A 21,111-nucleotide genomic window follows, 5' to 3' on the forward strand; every position below is an offset into this window, starting at 1 on the left:
GCGTCAGTGAGTCGTCGTTGCGCCGCCCAGATAGGCTTCGATCACCTTCGGATCGGCCTGAATCTGTGCCGGCAGCCCTTCCGCAATCTTCTGCCCGAAGTCGAGCACGGACACCGTCTGACACGTGCTCATGACCACGTCCATGTGGTGCTCGATCAGAATCACCGTGATGCCGTGATCGCGAATCTTGCGGATGATCGTGAGCAACTCGCGAATATCCGGTGCGGTCAGGCCAGCGGCGGGCTCGTCGAGCAGCAGCAAACGCGGATCGAGCGCCAGCGCGCGGGCAATTTCGAGCAGCCGCTGCTTACCGTACGGCAAGTTGCGCGCCTCTTCGTCGGCCAACGACGCCAGCCCCACGAACTCCAGCAATCGCATGGCCCGCGCCCGTGCACCGCTCTCTTCGCGCTTGTAACGCGGCAGCCGCAACGACACATCGACCAGCGTCGAGCCGAACGTGTGGTGCAGCCCGACGAGTACGTTTTCGAGCGCGGTCATTTCACCGAACAACTGCACGTTCTGGAAGGTACGTGCCACGCCCGAGAGCGCGATGTCCGCCGAGGTACGCCCAGCCAGCGATTGCCCGGAGAATTCGATGCTGCCCGCCGTCGGCACATAAATGCCGGTGAGCACGTTCATCATCGTGCTCTTGCCCGAGCCGTTGGGGCCGATCAGACCGTGAATCGTGCCGCGTTTGACGGTCAAGTCCACTTGATTGAGCGCCTTCAGCCCGTCGAACTGCATGAGCAGTTGGCGTACCTTGAGCAACTCTTCCGGGCCATTGGCCGCTGCCGCCAATACCGGATCGGTGACACTGGCAGCATCGTCGATCTGTGCGGCCGACACGGTGTGCGCACGGCGGCGGTTCATCACCTTGGCACGCAGGAAACCGATGATGCCGTCGGGCAAGTAGTACACGACGAACAAGATCATCAGCCCGAAGATCGTCAGACGCCAATCGGTAATGTTGTCGCGCCACCAGGTCACGCTCGCCAGCGCAATCGTGCCGACGATCGGCACGGCAGCTTTGGCGAGACTCGTGCGGCCCCGTGCAATGCCCGTGACCGCGACGCCCGTGGTCACCACCGCAATGGCGGTCGCCACGATACGGAAGGTGCCGATGTCGTCGAGCAACTGCGGCAGCAGCACGATGATGGCCGCCCCCAGCAGTGAGCCGCTGCGCGTCTTGCGACCGCCCATGATCACGGCCAGCAAGAACAGAATGGTCAACTCGAAGTTGTACGTGTTCGGCGAGATGTACTGCTCGGAGTACGCGTAGAGACTGCCCGCGAGACCCGCGAAGCCCGCGCTGATCACGAACGCATACACCTTGTAGCGATACACCGACACGCCCATACAGTCGGACGCCACCGGCGAATCGCGCAGCGCCTCGAACGCGCGGCCAAGATGCGACTTCAGGATGCGATGCGCCACCAGCATGCTGACCAACAGCAGTACGGCCACCAGCCAGTAGTATTCGACTTCGTCGATCGGATGCCCACCGATGAGCGGCTTGGTGAGCTTGATGCCCAGCGGCCCCGAGGTGAGGAAGTCCATCTCGTTGATGAGAATCTGGATGATGGTGCCGAACGCCAACGTCACCATGGCCAGATACGGTCCGATCACGCGCAGCGCAGGCAACGCGAGAACCGCGCCGAAAGCGGCCGTGATCAGAATGGCGGCGGGCAGCGCCAGCCAGAGCGAGAGCCCGAGCTTGGCGAAGAACACGCCTGCGACATAAGCGCCAATGCCAAACAGCCCAGCGTGGCCGAGCGACACTTGCCCCGTATAGCCCACGACGATATCCAGCCCGAAGAGCAGGATCGCGTAGATCATGATCGTCTCGATCATGTGGATGTAATACGGGTTGCCGACAGCGAGCGGAAAACCGAACAGCGCGAGAATGCCCACGATCGCAGCGAGCTTCGTGGTCATGCGCAGGCCGCCGAGATCGCCGGCCTCGCGGGAGGTGGAGGTCTGTGCGGTCATGATTACACCTTCTTAATTGCGGTCTTGCCGAACAGGCCCGCCGGCTTCACGGCCAGCACGAGCAACAGCAGCACGAGGCCCGGCACATCTTTGTAACCGGTAGAGACATAGAACGCCGTAGTCGTCTCGGCAATCCCGAGAATCAGCCCGCCGACGAGCACGCCCATGCCGCTCGACAAGCCGCCGATAATCGCGACGGCGAACGCCTTCAGGCCGAGCACGGCGCCCATCGTGGCCCCCGTGAGCGTGAGCGGTGCGACGAGCACGCCCGCAAACGCGGCAGCCATCGACGACAGCGCATACGAGAACGTGATGACCAGACTCGTGTTGATCCCCATCAGCCCGGCAGCGTCGCGGTCATTGGCGGTGGCCACCACGGCCTTGCCGTAGATCGAGCGGCGGTTGAACAATTCGACGGCCGCCATCATCAGCAACGCGCCGACAACCACCAGCATTTCCATGGGCAGTACGTTCGCGCCGAGCAGCTTGACGGGGGCTTCAGGCAACGGCGACGGGAATTTCAAATCGTCGCGGCCCCAGACGTTTTCGGCCACGTTGCGGAAGATGATGCCCAGCGCAATCGTGGACATGATCCAGCCGAATTCGGATTTGATGCGTAACGCAGGTTTCACGCCGATACGCTCGACGAACGCGCCCTGCACGAGGCCGAACAGGCACACGATCGGGATCATCAGCCAGTAATTGAGACCGAGGGTGTCGACCAGGGTAAGGCCGACCAGTGCGCCAAGCATCAGCGCCTCGCCCTGGCCGAAGTTCAGGGTGCCGGACGTCGCAAACGTCAGTTGGTAACCGAAGGCGATCACGGCGTAGATCATCCCCAGCGCGATGCCGCTGTAGATGAGTTGAATCAGGATGGTCATGCGGTCCTCTCTCGCGAGTGCGAGCCTACGAGTGATGCACGGGAGGCATACGGATCACGCGCCTGGCGCCAGTCCCGAGTGCCGGCGGCAGGCAGCGGGTGTGGTAACGGCGCGCATGCCGGACCTTCGGCCCTGTATTTCCCCGTGGGCTTTGGTCCTGCACATCGCGCGCCGTCGGTCACCCGTCAAGGCTGCCTGCCGTTTGGCGGCAGCCTGTCGAGCACAAACCGGCTTACTTGCCAGCCACCTTTTCACGGACCTTGCTACCGGCCTTCAGATCGGTGTCGTAGGCATACACGACGCGCCCGCCCTTCACTTCACCGAACACCGGAATGTTGGCCGTGATGGCGTCGTGGTCGTCATGCGAGAACGGACGGTCGTAGGTCGTGACCACGCCTTCCACCGGTGCCTTCAGGTCTTCCAGTGCGGCGCGCACTTTCGGGCCATCGGTGCTGCCAGCTTGCTTGATGGCAGCGGCCAGCAGGTACACCGAGTCGTAGCCTTGCGCTGCCGAGACCGCCGAGTCGATGCGGTTGTTCTTCGGCTTGAACATGGCCAGATAGGCGTCGATGAAGGCCTTGCGCTTCGGCGTGTTCGGCTCTTGAATGAACGTCTGCGGCATACGGGCACCTTCGCCGTTAGCGCCCGAGTTGTCGATGTAGTTCGCCATGGCGAGCGTCCAGCTACCGATGATCGGCAGCTTCCAGCCCAGCTTGGCCATACCGTTGGCGATCTGCGCCAGTTCCGGGCCGATGCCGTAAGTCAGAATCACGTCGGCGCCGGCCTGTTTGGCCTTGAGCAACTGCGCCGTCATGTCGACGTCTTTAATGTTGAATTTCTCTTCGGCGACCGGCTTGATGCCCTTGGCGGCCAGCGCTTTTTCCAGATCCTCGCGACCGAGCTGACCGTAGTTGGTGGAGTCGGCAAGAATGGCCGGCTTCTTGAAGCCGCGGCGCGTGATCGCTTCTTCCACGATCATCGGGGCCTGAATGCTGTCCTTGGCGGCGTTACGGAAGACGTAGTTGTCCGGATATTGCGGCGCCTTGAACTGGTCGGTGATCACCGTGCCCGTGGCCACGTTGTTGAACACCGGAATTTTGGCGTCCTGATAAAAACGCTGCGAGGCGAGTGCGACGCCGGTGTTGATGTAACCGACGGTGGCAACGACTTTTTCCTTGTTGATGAGTTCTTGCGCGATTTGCACGCCGCGCTCGTTCTTGGCTTCGTCGTCGCGCTCGACCAGCACGATCTGACGGCCCATCACGCCGCCCGACTTGTTGATTTCGGCCGCAGCCAGACGCACGCCGTCGCGCATGGAAACGCCCATCGACGACGAGCCGCCAGTGAACGGCCCGGACACGCCGAGCTTGATCGGGTCGGCGGCGATGGCCAGCGATGCGGTGGTAGCGGAGATGGCGAACGCGACTGCGCCTGCCATGAGCTTGAATCGGAATTGCATAAGGGTCTCCTTCGGTGCGATGCGTTTCGATATGACGCTTTCTTTCGGCGCTTATCCATGTCGCAGGCCCTGCCGTGGGAGGCGCGATTCACGAGTTCGTTATGACCCCGCCGCACCGCCCCGGTCTTGTAATTCGTGTCAGGGCGATACCGTAAAGCACGCTTCGAACGACCAACCTAGCGGGCCGATTATGTGACCCCTGAGTTTCGCCCGCAAAGGCGGGAATACCCCTACGGGGATGCGGGTTTGCGCGAAGCAAGGCCCATTTCATGCGGGTTTTGAAGGGGTTTTCTCTGCTACGCCATGTACGGCGCGTGTCCGCAGAATCAGCACGGAGTGCGAAAGAGTTCGACTCGAATGACGGGTCGTAAGGTAGCTGTAAGCGACGGCGATTAGCGATGCGCTGCGGCGAGCTTTTGCACCGTATATGGGCACGGTGGCGAGGGGAACGATGCAACAGATGAGCGCACTTGGCGCCCATCTGTTGCAAGGTTATTCGGCACCGCCTGGGGCTAGCACTTCGCGCGTGCCGTTGCGGCCCATCGGGGTGACGAGCCCGGCTGCTTCCATCTGCTCGATGAGACGCGCAGCGCGGTTGTAGCCGATGCGCAATTGCCGTTGGACGGCGGAAATCGACGCGCGACGCGTGTTGAGCACAAACGCAGCGGCTTCGTCGTAGAGCGGGTCGGCCTCGGCATCTGCCGGGGCTTCGCCGAACAGGTCGGCGGACGCCGCATCGGCAGGGTCGCCCGCCAGAATCGCTTCGTCGTACTCCGGCTCGCCGTATTGCTGCCAATGCTGCACAACGCGATGCACTTCATCGTCGGCAACAAACGCCCCGTGCACCCGCTGCGGGTAGCCGGTGCCAGGCGGCAGGAACAGCATGTCGCCCTGCCCCAGCAGCGATTCCGCACCCATCTGATCGAGAATCGTGCGCGAATCGATCTTCGACGACACCTGAAACGCCACGCGCGTCGGAATGTTCGCTTTGATCAAGCCGGTGATGACATCGACCGACGGACGTTGCGTCGCCAGAATCAAATGGATGCCTGCGGCGCGAGCCTTTTGTGCCAACCGCGCAATGAGTTCTTCGATCTTCTTGCCCGCGACCATCATCAGGTCGGCCAATTCGTCGATCACCACCACGATGAACGGCAGGCGGTCGAGTGGTTCGGGCGCGTCCGGTGTGAGCGAGAACGGATTGCTCACCTTCTCGCCCGCCACGCGAGCGTTTTCGATCTTTTCGTTGTAACCGGCCAGATTGCGCACGCCCAGCGCCGACATCAGGCGATAACGTTTTTCCATCTCGCCGACACACCAGTTGAGGGCGTGAGCGGCCTGTTTCATGTCGGTGACCACCGGTGCCAGCAAATGCGGAATGCCGCCGTATACCGACAATTCCAGCATCTTCGGGTCGATCATGATGAGTCGCACATCGTCCGGCGTCGCCTTGTACAGCAGCGAGAGAATCATGGCGTTCACGGCCACCGATTTCCCCGAGCCGGTGGTACCGGCCACCAGCAAGTGCGGCGCACGTGCAAGGTCGGTCACGACGGGCTCGCCCGTGATGTCTTTGCCCATCGCCAACGCGAGACGCGAGGGATGCGCATCGAAGACCGGCGCGGCCAGAATCTCGGACAAGCGAATCATTTGACGCTTGGCATTGGGCAACTCCAGCCCCATGCACGTCTTGCCGGGGATCGTCTCCACGACACGAATCGACGTCACACCCAGCGCACGCGCCAGATCCTTCATCAGCCCGACGACTTGCGCACCGCGTACGCCGACCGCTGGCTCGACTTCGAAACGTGTAATCACCGGGCCCGCCGAGGCACCGACCACGGTTACGGGCACCTTGAATTCGGCCAGCCGCTGTTCGATCAACTGGCTGACGGCCGCAAGGGCTTCTTCCGATATCTCGTGTGCGCTGTCGGTTACGGCCACCGCAGGCGTCAACTGATCTAGCGACGGCAGATCGTAGTCGACGGCTACGCGCGGCGGCGGCGCGACGTATGGCGCGTCGTCGGCAAAATTCGCTTTGGGCGGCTCAGCGGCAGTTCGCGCCGCAAACGACGGAATGGCGGGTGCCGAAGCAAAACTCGGCACAACAACCGGCGGAATCGTCGGTGACGACGCCTGATATGCCGTATGCGTGACTTGGGGTAACGGTTGCCAGTCGCCGGAATTGAGGGGGACGTTACCCTCGTCCGGGTCTTCGGTATCGAATGGGGCGTCGTCGGCGTCGATAGCATCGGCGGCGTCAGTGCGCGCCCAAGTGCCATCGGCACGCAACACGTAATGCGGTTTGTGTGGCGGATTGGATGCGTCGTCGATCTGCGTATCAACCGGCATCGCGGGTTCGAGCTTATCGAACGTATCGAGTGCTTCGGCAGCGCTCTCGCCCTCCCCCGCCACCGCAGGTTCGATAACGTCGACGACGTCATCCTCCTGCGCGTCGCCAGCTTCAATGCTCGCCAATACGTCTGCGAACACGAACGGACGGCTTGGCATGGTCAATGCCGCTGTCGGCGGAGCTTGCACAGCATCGGCAGACGTCGGGGCGATGATTTTCGGCGCGTCATCGGATGTCGATACGACGGTTTTCGGCGCGTCGGCAGGCGTCGGTGCGACAGCATTCGGCGCATCGGCAAGCGCCGGCGGCTCGTCATCGGCGAGCGTCTGCGGTTCGACGTATCGTCCCTCAGGCGTGGCAGGCAGCGTCTCTGCAACATTGCCAACGACATCGTCGGCATCCCGCATGGGAATGTCTTGAGCAGCTTGCGCACTTGCCTGCGGTGCCACCGCGCTATCGCTCGACGACCAGGCGCGCAAATCGCGCAACAGCGCTTCCGCTTCTTCGCGCAATGCGACGAGCGCCTGTTGGCGCGCCACTTCCGCAGCGCGCGCAGCGGCTTCGCGGGCAATCATCTCGGGCGTCGGGCCAGCGGGGACTTCCGGTAATGCACTGGGTGCGTCGATCTGCGCAACGGCGTCGGTGCTGCCGGACAACGGCAGCGGGGAGAAATCGGAGAAGTCCGACGAAATCGGCGTAGCAGCGTGTGCTGCCGCCCAAGCCGCAGCCCCCTGCATCGCCGGAGCGGCGGTGGTCGCAGTGCTTGCGGCGGTTGCCGCGATTGCGCTTGGCACAGGCGTTGCCACCGGTGCCGCAATGGGTACCATCGCGGGCGGAGGCGTCTCTACCGCCTTCGGGGCGGACACCCCAGCACCTTGACTGACAACAGGCGCCGGTTGCGCACCTCGCGGCGGCATATCTTCCAACCCCAACTGCGGCTTGCGGAACGGGCTGCGCACGATCGTGCCCTGCAAATGCGCAGGTGCCGTGCCCACTGGACGGCGATAACCGGTCGACCCGCCAATAGAAGTGGAATGCAATGCCGCTTCGGCCGCGCCTGCTGATGCTGCTGATGCGGCGGCGGCTGCCCCCGTTGCCCGTGTCACTGCGGCAGGCACAGGCGGCATTCCCAGGGGAGACGCCGGACGGCCCTGCCCTTGCGGCCGGTTTTGCGCGCCGGGTTCTGCGCGCACGAATTCCGTCATCCGAAGCGTGTCGCCACGGCTCGTTCCCGAGGCGTAGGCGCCGCGCGGCAGTACTGGACGCGTGCCAGCCACGGCACTCGGTGCCGCTTCACCGGCAATGCCGCCCGCCGCCGCAACGCGCGCGGCGATGGCTGCTTTGCCTGTCATGCGTGGCGCGTTGACCGGGCGACTCGGCGAAGGTGACGGTAATGAGGGTTGAGGCGACGGACGGAACGACGGCTCGGCCCGCGTCGCACTTCGCGGCGTAGGAGGCGGCGGCTGCATCGCATCGAGCCGCGCGCGTTCTTCGTCGGAAAGCTTCCACGGCGGCTGCGCGGAGAGCCCACGGCGACGCGGCACCAGTTCTTCGGTCAGACTGCCGACGTTGTGATGGCCCTGCCCGAGCGTCGGCGTGAAACGCTCGCCACGCTCCGAACGATCTGAACGTTCAGCGCGATCCGGCACGTCGAACGACATCTGCGACAGACCACGCGTCGGCTCGCTGCGCACGCCAAACCCGCTCTCGTGGCGCGAACTCTCCCCCGCATCGCGACGAAGAAAGCCGAACAGCTTGCCACGCGGGGCAGCGTCGTCTTCGTCGTCCTCATCGCTGTCGCCCGCGGGAAGCACGCGCGCAAACAGGCCCCACCAAGTGGTGCCAAAAACGAGCGGAAGGGAGAACAGCAGAACGAAGCCAGCAACACTCATCGCGAGCGTGCCGCCTAATGTGACTTGCAAACCGTGGGAAAGCGATTGACCGATGCTGCCGCCAGCGCTTTGGCTGTCGCCGCCGGTCAGCGCGGCCAGCGTCGCGCTCGATACCATCGCGAGCGGAACACCAAGGAGCATGCGCAGGGTGCCGGGGCCGAAGAGTCGAATCTCACCGCCAAGCAGACCCCGTACGCCAGGCCAGCACAACGCCAGCAACCAAAACGTCGACAGTCCGAACCAGCCAAACCCCATAATCGCTCATGCTTCAGGAAAACCCGGAGTGCGATTGTAGCAGGTAGACCGTGGCCTGGCGGCCTTCTTAGCCCGATGTCGTCATGATTTGTGTCATCGCGATGACACCGTGACGACGCGGCGTGGCACGACAGCGCGGCACATCCCGCGCCGCGCGTCATTTGTGACCGTGCGTCCCCGTCGGGCGGAACGTCGGCGTTGCAGGCACGCCGACCACATCGACAAGCGAAGCCGGTACCGCGTCGCCCGGCACCACCAGACTGAGATTGCGCCGACGCAGCGAGCGCCAGTCGACCTTTTCGAAAATATCGTCACCCAGCGCACTCTCGCGCGACAGGTTCTCGACACGCACGCCGCGCGCACGCAACACTTCCGAGGCGCGCCGGAACGACGGCTCGATCAGGCTGGCGAATTCGACATCGAGACGCGTCGGTGCACGCGACTGCATCGTTTCGTAGAAACGCGGCGTTTGCGCAGCGTCGCGCAGATCTACGCCATGCAGATACAGTTCCGAAAACCCGAGCCATGTCGCCACTTGCAGCGCGAAGTACGCCACGGTGCCGCCGTGGAAGAAACCGTTGTCGATATCGAAGCTGTAGCCGAGGCGCCCGTCGCCGTCGAAAAACGCAGCGCTGGCCACTACGCGCGCGTTGGCGCGCAGTTCCACGGGGGAGCGTGCGGCTTCCATGCCGCGCTTGAAAATATCGTCGACCAGATAGAAGCGGCAGCCGAACGCCGACATCGGGTACATCTCAAGCAGCCGGGCCAATACGACCGGCGTGACGAACAACACGAGATCGCGCGCCACGATGCGACGCGCCAGATCCGGGCGCTGACGCACAAACCCGGCGTCGAGCAAGCAGTAATAGTTGAACTTCACCGGCGCGCGGTCGACCAGAGCAATCGCCCCGTTCACGCCCATGACGTGATGCATCGGCAGCGCGTTGTAATCGATCTCGGCCACCGACGGGCCGCTCGCGATGATATGGCAAGGCAGTCGGCGCAATTGTTGGAGTTCGGCGCGGCGTGCCAGCGGCACGTTTCGGCCGCGCCATGTGAAGCGCTCGATCACGCCCGTTGCGTCGCGCACGATCTGCGCGTGCGGCCACAGGCGCTCGTTGTGCCGCCACTTCGCCGAATGGCTGTGACGGTACAGAAGTTTGAGCAGTGTCGAAATCATTGTCGTTTTTTTGGTTAGGTCTACTAGTCGCGCCGCAAACATCTCGTGGATGCACTCGGTCCTAACCCCGTTTCCCATCGCGCGCCGGTCATGTCGCCAAACACCGGTGCCGTGCAACTCCGCGCCATCCCCGCCCGCAGAAACCGTCACCGGCGCGCCGGATTTGTCTCCAGCCGCGTCGATGGACAAATTCTGCCACCCGTTCTTTACGGGGGACAAGATTTATTCCAAGTGGAATTCTTACGTTGGGTTACGCCCTGATGACGATTCGATGGAGGTGGCTTGACAGCGAAAAGCCCTGTATTTGTGGGGTTTCGCGACAATCGGCGCCGTGCGCAGACGGCCGAATTGAAATTTCGTGAGAAATAGAGCATTGCGCCAAATGCAGGCAATGGCGACAGCAAACACGCTTCATACGCGCGCTTGCTGCCGTCATGCCCGTATCTAGTGCAGCGCTGTGCTGCCGCGCTCGCTGGGGTAATACGCCTGCCCCAGTTCCACGAGCAACGCCGCCAGTTGCGGGTCGCGCACGAAGCTCGCCGCCGACTCGGCAGCGAGTATCGCTTCGGGCGTCTGCGGGCGTGCAATCAAGAAACCTTGCACATAGTCGACACCCAGTTCGGAGAGCGCTTCGAGCGTGGCGGCGTCCTCCACCCACTCGGCCACGCTGCGAATGCCGAGATTCTTGGCAAGCGCCACAATCGCTTCGACGATGGCCAGATTGGCCGGATGCGCCGCCATGCTTTTAACGAACGCCCCATCGATCTTGATCGCGTCGACGGCGAGATCCTTGAGATAGGAGAAAGAACTGAAGCCCGCACCAAAGTCGTCGAGCGCGATACGCCCGCCCATCTGGTGAATGCGGTCGACGAACCGGCGGGTGTTGTCCAGATCGTGCAACGCCACGGTTTCCGTAATTTCGATGCACAACAACTCGACGGCCCGCTCGTGCGCCGCAAGCGTCGCAAAGATATCGCGGATGAAATGCTCGTCGTTGAGCGAAGCCCCCGAGAGGTTCACGCAAACGAACTGCGTCTTCGACAGGCGCTCGCGGTTCAGATCGATCCACGTGAGCGTATTCGTGAGCACCCATTTGTCGATCATGCCGATGGTGCCGTTTTCCTCTGCGGCACTGATGATCCGCGACGCCGGGACGATATTGCCGTCACCATCGCGCATGCGCAGCAACACCTCGAAGTTGAGCGAACCGCTGGGGGCCGCCATCTCCATGATCGGTTGCATTTCGAGAAACAACGTGTTCGGCGTGAGGCCCGCGTCGAGCGCATCGATGAGCCGCAGCTCCGCCAGCCGCTCGCGAAACGCCGCTGCGCCACGCTCATAGACCACCAGTTCCCGACGGCTCTTCTTCGCCTCGCGGCACGCACGGTCGGCCGACGAGATCGCGTCGGGCACCCGCATGTCGGTCGTCAGTTCGATCACCCCGGCCGATGCGCGCACCTGAAATGCGCGCTCGCCTATCTGATACGGCTCGCCGGCAATCGCATCCACCAACCGGCGCGCCACCGCAGCCGCCTCCTTAATGGTGGCGTCACGAAATACCACGATGAATTCATCGCCGCCGGTACGGCCAACACTCTGGTCGGCCGACAGACGCGCGCGCATGCGATCGCACGCCTGACGCAACACTTCGTCGCCCGCCGCGTGACCGAACAGATCGTTGACGAGCTTGAAGCGGTCCAGGTCGAGATAGGCCAGCGCCGCCGGGCGGGAATCGGACAGCGTGCGAATCGCCTCACCGAGCGACTTCTCGATGCCGCGCCGGTTCGAAACCCCAGTCAACGGGTCGTTCTCGGCCAAATAGCGCAGTTGCTCCATCGTCCGGGCGCGCTCGGTAATGTCCTGCAACGAGCCCTCGATACGGCCGTCCGCGAAGATCGCCTTCACGAGATACCGGCTCGTGCGGCCGTCGTCGCGCGGCAGCGACAGAATTTCCAGTTCCGATTCGTCGCTGTGCTGCGCCACGTCGAGCAACATGCGCCACGTGTTGTGACCGAAGAATTGATCCCACCGGTACGACCGCCCTTCCGTGCTGGGAATGCCAAGCATGGTGTGCAGTGCGGCGTTGCCCCGCACAAACACGCCCTCGTCGTTGAGCGTGAACAGGCCAACCGGCGTCACGTCGTAGGCATTGCGCAGTTCCGCCTGCGCTTCGAGCTTGCCCTGGTGTTCTGCGCGCATTTGCTCGGCAATGGCGAGCGCCGCCATCAGGCTCGAGAACAACGCCGCCGTCACGCTATTGAGCGCGGTCGACAGCGCCCGCGCGTTGAACGCGGCGGCAATCACTTCCGAGAATGTCGCAAACAGCACGATGGCGAGCGACGCGCTGTACCAAATGGCCACCCGCGAGCGCGTCACCACGAGAATGCGCACCAGCAGGAACAACACGATCACGATGCCGAGCGCCGCGACCGCCCACAGCACCGGAATGAAATGGGCGTACGGCAAGGCAATGGCCGCGCAGCACAACACCACACCCGCCCACTGGAGAATCATCACGAGCCACTTCATGCCGATGCGGAGCAGCTCGCGTTTGAAGAGTTGGGTGAACAGCGAATACGTGAGGACGTAATAGATAGCGAACGTCGCCTTGCGCACCAGCGCATCCCATTCGGTCGGAATCGCGCGCTCCAGCCACTGCGTGTCGGCGCCAAGCGAGTTCGCGGCGAGCCGCAAATTCCCGATCAGCCACGCGGCGAACAGCACATATAACCATTCCTTATTGATGATGGCGGTCACAAGCACAAACGCCGAGAGCGTGAGCAACCCGCCTTCGAGCAGCCCGTTGCTGCGGTGGAATTCCTTTTCCGACACGCGCAGTTCGCTGGCGGGCCAAGCGGTGAGCGTCAGGTGTGCGGGGCCGGAGAAGGTGCCCTCGCAAAGCAACGTGACAGGCGCGGTAAGTTTGCCCAAGTCGATGGCAAAGCCCGCTTTCGATACCCGGAAGGCACCGCTCACGTCGCCTCGGTCGGCGCGGCCGATGGCGGGCGCGTCCGGATTTCGCCAGCACGAGAGCGTTTGCGCGTGACGCGACGGAAACTCGATAACGGTGTGTTGCTCGTCGTCGACCGGCGGCACGCTCACGCGAAACCAAACCGGCGCTTCAGATAAATGGGTGCTGTATTGACTCACGTCGGGCGCGTGCTCGAGGGCGCTTTGCACCATCGGCGGTCCCAGCGTGGCGGGCAGATCGCCCTGCGCCTGAAAAGTGAGCGGCACAGCGCCGCGCACGGCGTATTGACTGTCCTGAAAGAGCAGCACGATGCCCGAGACGAGCATGATCGCCACGGGTACGGCATACAGAGAAACGGTTCGAAACAGCTCGTCGAGACGCGCCGTTACACGCCAACGACGCCGTGGGCTGCCAAAATTGGCTAGCTCGTCGGCAAGATCGTTCGCATGGTGGCCGTGATTGTCACGCTCGTTGCCGAGATCCCCCGCCATATGCCTTTTGTGCCCTTATTTCGTTGGTCGCCCCCGCGTGGTACGCCGACAAGGCGAGCCCCAATGAGCCCGCCTTGCCAGCCGGGTCGGCCCCTGTCCCATGCCGGCCCATGGATATGGCCGGCATGGGCAGGCGTCTCGCACCCGTCCTGCTCGCCACCGCCGGCCGCGTCGACATCGCGTCGAAGCGCAAACCGGGGCAACGTTAGTTGAAATAACGGCATTACACCGCCAGGCTGTAGCCTGTTGGTACGCATCCTACCGCGTCGGCACCAAAAGATAAATCCCGCAAATGCGCGCCAACACTGGCTTCGCCCGGTGCTGCCCCCATTTCCGAGGCAAGGTCATCCATCTCCGGCATCCCCAGACGCAAGTCCGGATGATGGGTGAGGCACATATAACCGAACAACGGATGACCGGCGGCTTGCCAGCGCGTACGTGCATTGGCCACATCGAGCGCCAACACCCGGTGACCGATGCCGCCCACGTGCGCCATCGGAATCAAGGCCTGCGAAGGAAAAACGTCGACGAACATCAGCGCTTCGTACTGACGATGCAGCGGCGGACGCGCCGTGATCACCATCCAGTCGATACGCGACAGCAGGCAGTACTGATAGAACGCCTTGAAGAGCGCCGTCTTCACCGCCCGGCCAACCGGCCCTGCCACCACGCCCAACCGGGTGGCTTCCGCCAGCGCCGCGTCGCCCAGCCATTCAGGCAACGGTGCCGAGTCTTCCAAATGCAGTGCCTGATAGCGATTGGTCTGAATGCGCATGGTGCCGATGACGGCGCCGTCCAACCGGGCGCGCGCCACGAGCACGATGGATCCGGGCTCGCGATCGCTCGTTTCCGGTTCGCTCAACGTCGCGGCCAGGTCCGGCAAATGACGGCCATACGCCGCCTGACGCATTGCTACTGCGTCGCGCAAAGCCGTTTCGTCACTGGCGATGGTGACGATGAACGGCAGCGACTCCTCGCGCATACCGGTCAAGTCGGCGACGCTCGACGGCATAACACGGGTCTTTTGGTCTGCCACCGAACTGGCCGGCAGGCGGTGAACGGGCGAATCGTTGGCTTCGGTAATCGAGAGGACGTCGGAAGCTTGTGAAAGGTCAAACATGATTGACACTCCTTAGGGTCAAAAAAGGGCTAGGTGCCACGCTATGGCGCTCACGCCTAACGCATCGCACCATTCCTTTCTTGTTCCGCCGAAGCAATGTGTCAAGTGCTTATTTTCCTTACACTTTTTACGCCTTCGTTGGTTGACCGTAATACCCCGCAGTCGCCGCCCCGGGAACGCCCGTCGCGCCGAGCGAAACGCGCCCCGCACGCCCCTGCCACGGCCATCGCGCCGTCCACATGTCACCTATTTGCCACAGTTGCCGCTCGATGAGAGTCTCTGGCAAAATGATAAACGTGTTTATCAATTTATCTGCCGGTGGCGTGCTGCCGGTGTGAGCCTGCAATGCCGAAAATCGATTGGTCGTCCCGCTTCGGAACGCTCGTGCACGACGTCGCACGGGTGCACTCGCGCCTGTTCGACCGGCGCGCCCGGGGCAATTTCGACCTCACCCGCGCGCAAAGCCGAGTGCTGGTCATGCTGCACCGGTATGGCGTACAGACACAGGCCGAACTGGCCGAACGCATGGAGTTGACCCCGATGGCACTCGTCCGACTGCTCGACCGGCTCAGAGAAAAGGAGTTGGTGCGGCGTGAGCGCGACCCCAACGACAAGCGCGCCCACTTGCTCTATCTGACCGAGGCATCGGAAGCCAAGATCGACACCATCGTCGCCTTCGCCACCATGGTCGAGCGCGATGCCATGGCCGATCTCACGCCGGCCGAGCGCACCGAGCTCGCGCGCCTGCTAGGCAAAGTGCTGACGAATCTGACGCGCGCGGAGGCGGCCTGCCCGCCTTCCACACCGTCCGCGGCGAGACAGGCGGACGAAACGACGGAATAAGGATTTTTTGAGGAGTTTCAGGAATTTCGAAGGAGCCGTGAAGGAGACCACCCGCCGAAGGCCGACATTCGGCGGGCCAACGCACCGCACGCGGTGCCAAAACAACAAAAGCGACAACGCATTCCACCCGAGGTAATACCGTGTCTTCCCCGCAAAGCGCTGGCGACGCCAACAAGCATCGCGCGCTCGTCAGTATTTCCGTCATGCTCGCCACGGTGCTGCAAACGCTCGACAGCACCATCGCCAACGTTGCCCTGCCCCATATGCAAGGCAGCCTGTCCGCCTCGCAGGACTCGATTACCTGGGTACTCACGTCCTACATCGTCGCCGCCGCCATTGCGACGCCGCTGACCGGCGCGCTCTGTGCGCGCTTCGGGCGCCGCCGCGTGTTCCTGTGGTCGGTGGCGGGCTTCACGATCGCTTCGGCGTTGTGCGGCATGGCGCAGTCGCTCACTGAAATTGTGGCCGCGCGCCTGTTTCAGGGCATTTGCGGCGCGGCGCTCGTGCCGCTCTCGCAGGCGACCATGCTCGACATCAATCCGCCGCACAAGCATGGCTCGGCCATGGCGGTGTTCGGCATGGGGGTGATGGTTGGGCCGATTCTCGGGCCGTCGCTCGGCGGCTGGCTCACCGACAGCTATAACTGGCGCTGGGTGTTCTATATCAACCTGCCGATCGGGTTGATCGCGTTCCTCGGTATCGCCGCGTATCTCAAAGAACCGCCTGAGCAAAAAGCCGGGAAGTTCGATGCGATGGGCTTCGTCACGCTCGGGTTGGCGATCGGGCTATTGCAGTTGCTGCTCGATCGTGGGGAACAGCAAGACTGGTTGAGCTCGACGGAAATCTGGCTGGAGATGCTTGGCGCGATTATTTGCTTCGCATACTTCATCGTGCATACGTGGACGGCCGACGAGAATTCGTTCTTCAACCGCGCCTTGCTGCGCGACCGCAACTTCAACACGGGGGTGATCTACATCTTCGTGGTCGGCATCATTCTTTACGCGACGCGCGCCCTGCTCCCGCCGATGTTGCAAAGCCTGTTCGGCTATCCGGCGATTCTCACCGGGCTGGTGACGGCGCCGTCGGGCGCGGGCACGATGGCGGCGATGCTGATCGTCGGGCGGCTCGTCGGCCGGGTCGACGTCCGCTATCTGCTGGGCTTCGGTTTTGCGCTGACCGCTTATTCGCTGTATCTGATGGCCGGGTACACCACGACGCTGAGTCCGTCCGACATCGTCTGGCCGGGCGTCATTCAGGGCTTTGGGCTGGGATTCGTGTTCGTGCCGCTCACCACGGTGACGTTCGCCACGTTGCCCGGTGCCCTACGTGCCGACGGTGCGGCGATTTACAGTCTGTCGCGCAACATCGGCAGCAGTATCGGCATTTCGGTCGTGCAGACGCTGCTCACGCAGAACACACAGGTCAATCACGCGGTGCTCTCGGAGCACATCACGCCCTTCACGCAAGGGCTGGAAGCGTACGCGCAAACGTACGGCTCGGCGGCCATCGCCGCCATCAACGCCGAAGTCACCCGGCAGGCAGCGATGATCGCCTATCTGGATGACTTCAAGCTGATGATGATTCTGACGCTGCTCGTCATGCCGTTATTGCTGTTTATTCGCATGAAGAAAAAGCAGCCGGGCGAAGTCGAGGAAATGGTTCACGTGGCCGCCGACTGATCAGGGCATGAGCACTTTGTCGACGACGTGAATCACGCCGTTGGACTGCATGACGTTGCCGATGGTGACATTGGCAACGCCACCCTTGTCGTCGGTCACCGTGAGATGGTTGCCCTTTTGCATCACAGTGAGCGAATCGCCTTCGACCGTCTTGAGCGTCGCGCGGCCACCGCCGTCGCTCACCGCTTTCATCAAATCTTGAGCGGTCAGCCGACCGGCCACGACGTGATACGTCAGCACTTTGTCGAGCGTGGGCTTGTTTTCCGGCTTAAGTAACGTATCGACCGTGCCTGCGGGCAGCGCCGCGAATGCCTCGTTGGTCGGCGCGAAGACCGTAAATGGGCCAGGGCCGGAGAGCGTGTCGACCAGCCCGCCCGCCTTGACTGCCGCGACTAACGTCGTGTGATCTTTCGAATTGACGGCATTCTCGATGATGTTCTTCGACGGGTACATCGCCGCACCGCCTACCATGACGGTCTTGTCACCGTCCATCGCCGCCGATGCTGTCACGGCTTGACCGCCCATGACAACGGCGATCGCAAGCACAACACCGGTCAGCCCGGATACTTGAAAAGTCTTCATTCCTTCACCCGATTCGTGGCGCTTCGCACGTTGGAAGCACTAGGACATACGGGTGGGTGCAGATGCCGGATGCATGCCGCGAAAGAAATATCCGCCGCCTACGTTTTCTTCTTTGCCGATTTTCGTTTGCGCGGTTTTGGCTCGACGCCGATGCGCGCATCGCCTGCCAACACCAACGCCGTCAGCGTGTGAGCGGCGGTTTCAAAATCCGGGTCTGATTGCGGCACGTATAACCACTTCCCCAGCACGGGATGCGTGCGTAATGCGGGAATTTCCGCGATCAACGCGGCATGGCGATCTTGCGACGTGCAAACGAGTAAGCCACTCCACGGCGGCTCGCGATCCGCCGCAATCAGACACAACAAGCCGCCGACATACGCCGCATCACTGCCGAACATTCGCTTGTGAATGAACGTCTCGTCGCGCTCAAAAGCATCGAAAATCCAAAGCAACGAATTACGCACGGACGATGGCATATACGTTGAACTCCTTATTAATTTATTAAATATTCACATAAATTTATTAATAATACGAACGGTTTTCATTCATACAATATTTAGAATTTCTTAACGTAACAACTCCTTACAATTCGTACTAACAAAACAACAAGAAATTTGTAATCGCCTGTTTTTCAATATATTTTCCAAACACTCGGATGTTCCCATGAATTAAAAAAATACTGCGGGAGTGCGGAAAATGAAAACATCAATAAATGATTCCGAGAAATGTAACGCTGCGCATTGCCCCTTCCCTCGCAAGCCAGTGATATTGGCAATATCGCTGCTTTGCCTGATCGGCAGTGCTAAAGCGGCGTGCGATAACGTCAACCCTGCTAGCGGCACAACGGTCACCTGCACCGGGACCGACGGCGTCGTGGCTGCGCAGACCGGCAGCACCAACGTGACGGTCAATGTGCAGCAAGGGGCCACGATCTCGTCAACGCGGACCACGCCCAACGTGGCGACCATTACCGTCGACTCGTCGAGCACGATTTCCAATTCAGGCACCGTGAGCATCGTTGGCACGGCGGCCTCTGGACGCGGCGCGGCAATGCTGGGCAATCACGATTACAACACGCTGATAAACACCTCGACGGGCGTCATCACGGCGAACGGTGCGTCAGATGATGGCATGGCCATCAACGGCAATCACGGAACGATGACGAACAACGGCACCATAACCGTCTCCGGCCCAAATGCGGACGGCATGACCGTGGCGTGGGGGCAAGCCTCGGGCCTCGGGCTGTATAGCACCGTAGTCAACACGGGCACTGTCACGGCCAACGGCAGCGGCAGTCGCGCGTTGAGCGTGGTGGGCGGACAAAGCACGGTGACGAATTCCGGCACGTTGCTCACGACCGGCGGCACCGCGTCGAATCGCTCGTTCACGGTGTTCATGCAAGGGAATAACAACAACTTCACCAACAGCGGCTACATCGAAGCCCGCGGCGTTAACAGCGACGCCGTCGTCTCGAACACTGCGCTGGGGTTCACCTCTTCGATCGTGAATCAAGCGGGCGGCCAGATCATCAGCCAGCAAGGTTATGGCATTCGCACTGTGAACGGCACGATCTCGATCACCAACGCGGGGTTGGTGCAGAGCAATGTCGGCACCGCCATTTACATGAACCCCGCCGCAAAATCGAACACGCTCACGCTGCAAACCGGGTCGCAAATCGTCGGCACGGCAGACGGCGGCGCGAGCGCGGTCAGCAAGCTGATTCTGCAAGGTACCGGCACGGCCAGCAACGCGTTCGTCAACTTCGGCACCTTGCTTGCCCAAGGCGACAACTGGACATGGAGCGGCAGCGGCAACTTCACCACCGCCCAACTTCAAAGCGGCACGTTCAACCTGACCAGCACACTGGGCGGCGCGACTACCACGATTGCGTCGGGCGCGACGCTGACCGGCACCGGCACGCTCACCGGCAACGTGACTAATGCAGGCACGGTGCACCCGGGCGATGGCAGCGGCAACGGCACGCTCACCATCGTCGGCAACTATACGGGCAACGGCGGCACGCTCGCGATCGATACGGTGTTAGGCGACGACACGTCGAAAGTGGCCCCGCTCACGGTGAGCGGCGGTGTCATCGGCGGCAATACGTCGATCAATGTGAACAATATGGGCGGGCTCGGTGCGCTCACGACCGGCAACGGCATTCCGATGGTGAGTGCGGTGGGCGGCGCGACATCGTCGGCGTCGGCTTTTGCGCTGGGGGCGCCCGTCTCCGTGGGGGCATACACGTACATGCTCTACAAAGGCGGCACGACGGCAGACAGTACGAATAGCTGGTATCTGCGCTCGACCGTGCCAGTGACCACGACCGTCACGACGACCGACCCCGTTTCGGGGGCCACGGTCACGGAAGTGCTTGCGCCGGTGGCGGCCAGTCCGGGCGCGCCAGCCGCGCTCCCGGCCGGCGATCCGCCCGCACCGATCTATCGCGTCGAAGTGCCGGTGTATTCGGTCATGCCGGATCTGGCCCGTACTGCCGGGTTTGCGCAACTCGCGACGTTTCACGAACGGCAGGGACAGCAGGGGCTGCTCGATGAGCGCGGATGGCTCACCGATGGCTGGGTACGCGTGTGGGGACAAACGGAACAGCTGCGCTCGAAAGGCGACGTGACACCACAGTTCGACGGCAACATCGGTGGCGTGCAACTCGGCCACGATATTTTCGCGCGCCACTCGGACAGCGGCCATGGCGACCACGTCGGCATTCTGGGTGGATGGACGCGCGCCACTGGCGACGTGCAGGGGTTTGCGCTCGGCACGAACGATACGGCGGCGGGTTCGCTGTCGCTGGATATGTATAGCGCCGGGTTGTATTGGACTCACGTGATGCCGGGCGGCGCCTACACCGACGCCGTGGTGCTGGCATCGGCGCTGCAATACCAAACGCGGCCGATCAGCGGACTCAATCGCGACGTGAACGGCAAGGCCATTGCAGCCTCGCTGGAAACCGGCTGGCCGATCCCGCTGACCGCTACGCTCTCGCTCGAACCACAGGCGCAGATCATCTGGCAGCATCAGTCGATCGATAATTTCAACGACAGCATTTCGAGTGTCGCGTTCGACAACACGAATGCGTGGCTCGCGCGTATCGGCGCACGGCTCGAAGGCAACTACGACGGCGCGCGCGGACTGCTGCGCCCTTACCTGCTGTTCAACCTCTTGCACACGTTCGGTAGCGACGGGCGAGTTGTCTTCGGCGGCACCACACCGATCGTGACGAATGCAAACAGCACGTCGGCACAATTCGGCATCGGTGTCGCCGGGCGCTTCAACAAATCGGCGAGCGTCTACGGCACGCTGGCCTACCTCACACAACTCGACAACACGCGGCAACAAAGCGTTTCTGCCACGCTGGGGCTGCGCTGGACTTGGTAACCCGGAATCTCGGTTTGATCGCC

Annotated in this window: 12 protein-coding genes; 3 read left to right on the forward strand and 9 right to left on the reverse strand. The window is 62.4% G+C overall.

Features of this window, described 5'->3' with window-relative positions; all coding sequences use genetic code 11:
• Positions 1-3: 3 nt before the first annotated feature.
• The 7 genes from PPN31114_RS04840 to PPN31114_RS04870 all read right to left on the reverse strand — a co-directional run bounded on the left by PPN31114_RS04840 (position 4) and on the right by PPN31114_RS04870 (position 14,591).
• Positions 4-1,935, reverse strand: coding sequence for a branched-chain amino acid ABC transporter ATP-binding protein/permease (locus PPN31114_RS04840; RefSeq protein ID WP_150679162.1), 1,932 nt, complete (start codon positions 1,933-1,935; stop codon positions 4-6).
• A gap of 56 nt (positions 1,936-1,991) precedes the next feature.
• Positions 1,992-2,870, reverse strand: coding sequence for a branched-chain amino acid ABC transporter permease (locus tag PPN31114_RS04845; RefSeq protein ID WP_150678318.1), 879 nt, complete (start codon positions 2,868-2,870; stop codon positions 1,992-1,994).
• Between the two features lie 232 nt (positions 2,871-3,102).
• Positions 3,103-4,329, reverse strand: a complete 1,227-nt coding sequence (locus tag PPN31114_RS04850) for an ABC transporter substrate-binding protein (protein WP_150678319.1) — start codon at positions 4,327-4,329, stop codon at positions 3,103-3,105.
• 492 nt (positions 4,330-4,821) lie between these two features.
• Positions 4,822-8,829, reverse strand: coding sequence for a DNA translocase FtsK (locus tag PPN31114_RS04855; RefSeq protein ID WP_150678320.1), 4,008 nt, complete (start codon positions 8,827-8,829; stop codon positions 4,822-4,824).
• Positions 8,830-8,986: 157 nt separating this feature from the next.
• Positions 8,987-10,009: a hypothetical protein gene (locus tag PPN31114_RS04860; protein WP_150678321.1), complete on the reverse strand. Its 1,023-nt coding sequence runs from the start codon at positions 10,007-10,009 to the stop codon at positions 8,987-8,989.
• A 444-nt stretch (positions 10,010-10,453) separates the two neighbouring features.
• A complete protein-coding gene (locus PPN31114_RS04865) occupies positions 10,454-13,471 on the reverse strand; it encodes a putative bifunctional diguanylate cyclase/phosphodiesterase (RefSeq protein ID WP_150678322.1) in 3,018 nt (1,005 codons plus the stop codon).
• A 223-nt stretch (positions 13,472-13,694) separates the two neighbouring features.
• Entirely contained in the window at positions 13,695-14,591 is an 897-nt protein-coding gene (locus PPN31114_RS04870) for an N-acyl amino acid synthase FeeM domain-containing protein (protein WP_150678323.1), read from the reverse strand.
• Between the two features lie 345 nt (positions 14,592-14,936).
• Here PPN31114_RS04870 and PPN31114_RS04875 point away from each other — a divergent pair, with 345 nt between their 5' ends.
• Together PPN31114_RS04875 and PPN31114_RS04880 are read left to right on the forward strand one after the other, a co-directional pair.
• Entirely contained in the window at positions 14,937-15,434 is a 498-nt protein-coding gene (locus tag PPN31114_RS04875; RefSeq protein WP_150678324.1) for a MarR family winged helix-turn-helix transcriptional regulator, read from the forward strand.
• Positions 15,435-15,574: 140 nt separating this feature from the next.
• Positions 15,575-17,113: an MDR family MFS transporter gene (locus PPN31114_RS04880; RefSeq protein WP_150678325.1), complete on the forward strand. Its 1,539-nt coding sequence runs from the start codon at positions 15,575-15,577 to the stop codon at positions 17,111-17,113.
• Here the strand turns inward: PPN31114_RS04880 and PPN31114_RS04885 are convergent, their stop codons facing one another.
• Positions 17,114-17,695: a fasciclin domain-containing protein gene (locus PPN31114_RS04885; RefSeq protein WP_150678326.1), complete on the reverse strand. Its 582-nt coding sequence runs from the start codon at positions 17,693-17,695 to the stop codon at positions 17,114-17,116.
• 98 nt (positions 17,696-17,793) lie between these two features.
• On the reverse strand, positions 17,794-18,171 hold the full coding sequence (locus PPN31114_RS04890; protein WP_150678327.1) for a hypothetical protein: 378 nt from the start codon (positions 18,169-18,171) through the stop codon (positions 17,794-17,796).
• Between the two features lie 292 nt (positions 18,172-18,463).
• Between PPN31114_RS04890 and PPN31114_RS04895 the strand changes: the two genes are divergently transcribed.
• Complete coding sequence (locus PPN31114_RS04895; RefSeq protein WP_246182399.1) at positions 18,464-21,088, forward strand: autotransporter family protein; 2,625 nt, start codon at positions 18,464-18,466, stop codon at positions 21,086-21,088.
• The last annotated feature ends 23 nt before the right edge of the window (positions 21,089-21,111 follow it).

Origin of the sequence: Pandoraea pneumonica (assembly GCF_902459645.1) — a bacterium.
In the GTDB taxonomy this organism is placed as follows: Bacteria; Pseudomonadota; Gammaproteobacteria; order Burkholderiales; family Burkholderiaceae; genus Pandoraea; species Pandoraea pneumonica.

Coding starts and splice junctions, on each gene's coding strand:
- PPN31114_RS04840 (WP_150679162.1), bottom strand. CDS start 1,935: ATGACCACGAAGCTCGCTGCGATCGTGGGCATTCTCGCGCTGTTCGGT.
- PPN31114_RS04845 (WP_150678318.1), bottom strand. CDS start 2,870: ATGACCATCCTGATTCAACTCATCTACAGCGGCATCGCGCTGGGGATG.
- PPN31114_RS04850 (WP_150678319.1), bottom strand. CDS start 4,329: ATGCAATTCCGATTCAAGCTCATGGCAGGCGCAGTCGCGTTCGCCATC.
- PPN31114_RS04855 (WP_150678320.1), bottom strand. CDS start 8,829: ATGGGGTTTGGCTGGTTCGGACTGTCGACGTTTTGGTTGCTGGCGTTG.
- PPN31114_RS04860 (WP_150678321.1), bottom strand. CDS start 10,009: ATGATTTCGACACTGCTCAAACTTCTGTACCGTCACAGCCATTCGGCG.
- PPN31114_RS04865 (WP_150678322.1), bottom strand. CDS start 13,471: ATGGCGGGGGATCTCGGCAACGAGCGTGACAATCACGGCCACCATGCG.
- PPN31114_RS04870 (WP_150678323.1), bottom strand. CDS start 14,591: ATGTTTGACCTTTCACAAGCTTCCGACGTCCTCTCGATTACCGAAGCC.
- PPN31114_RS04875 (WP_150678324.1), top strand. CDS start 14,937: ATGCCGAAAATCGATTGGTCGTCCCGCTTCGGAACGCTCGTGCACGAC.
- PPN31114_RS04885 (WP_150678326.1), bottom strand. CDS start 17,695: ATGAAGACTTTTCAAGTATCCGGGCTGACCGGTGTTGTGCTTGCGATC.
- PPN31114_RS04890 (WP_150678327.1), bottom strand. CDS start 18,171: ATGCCATCGTCCGTGCGTAATTCGTTGCTTTGGATTTTCGATGCTTTT.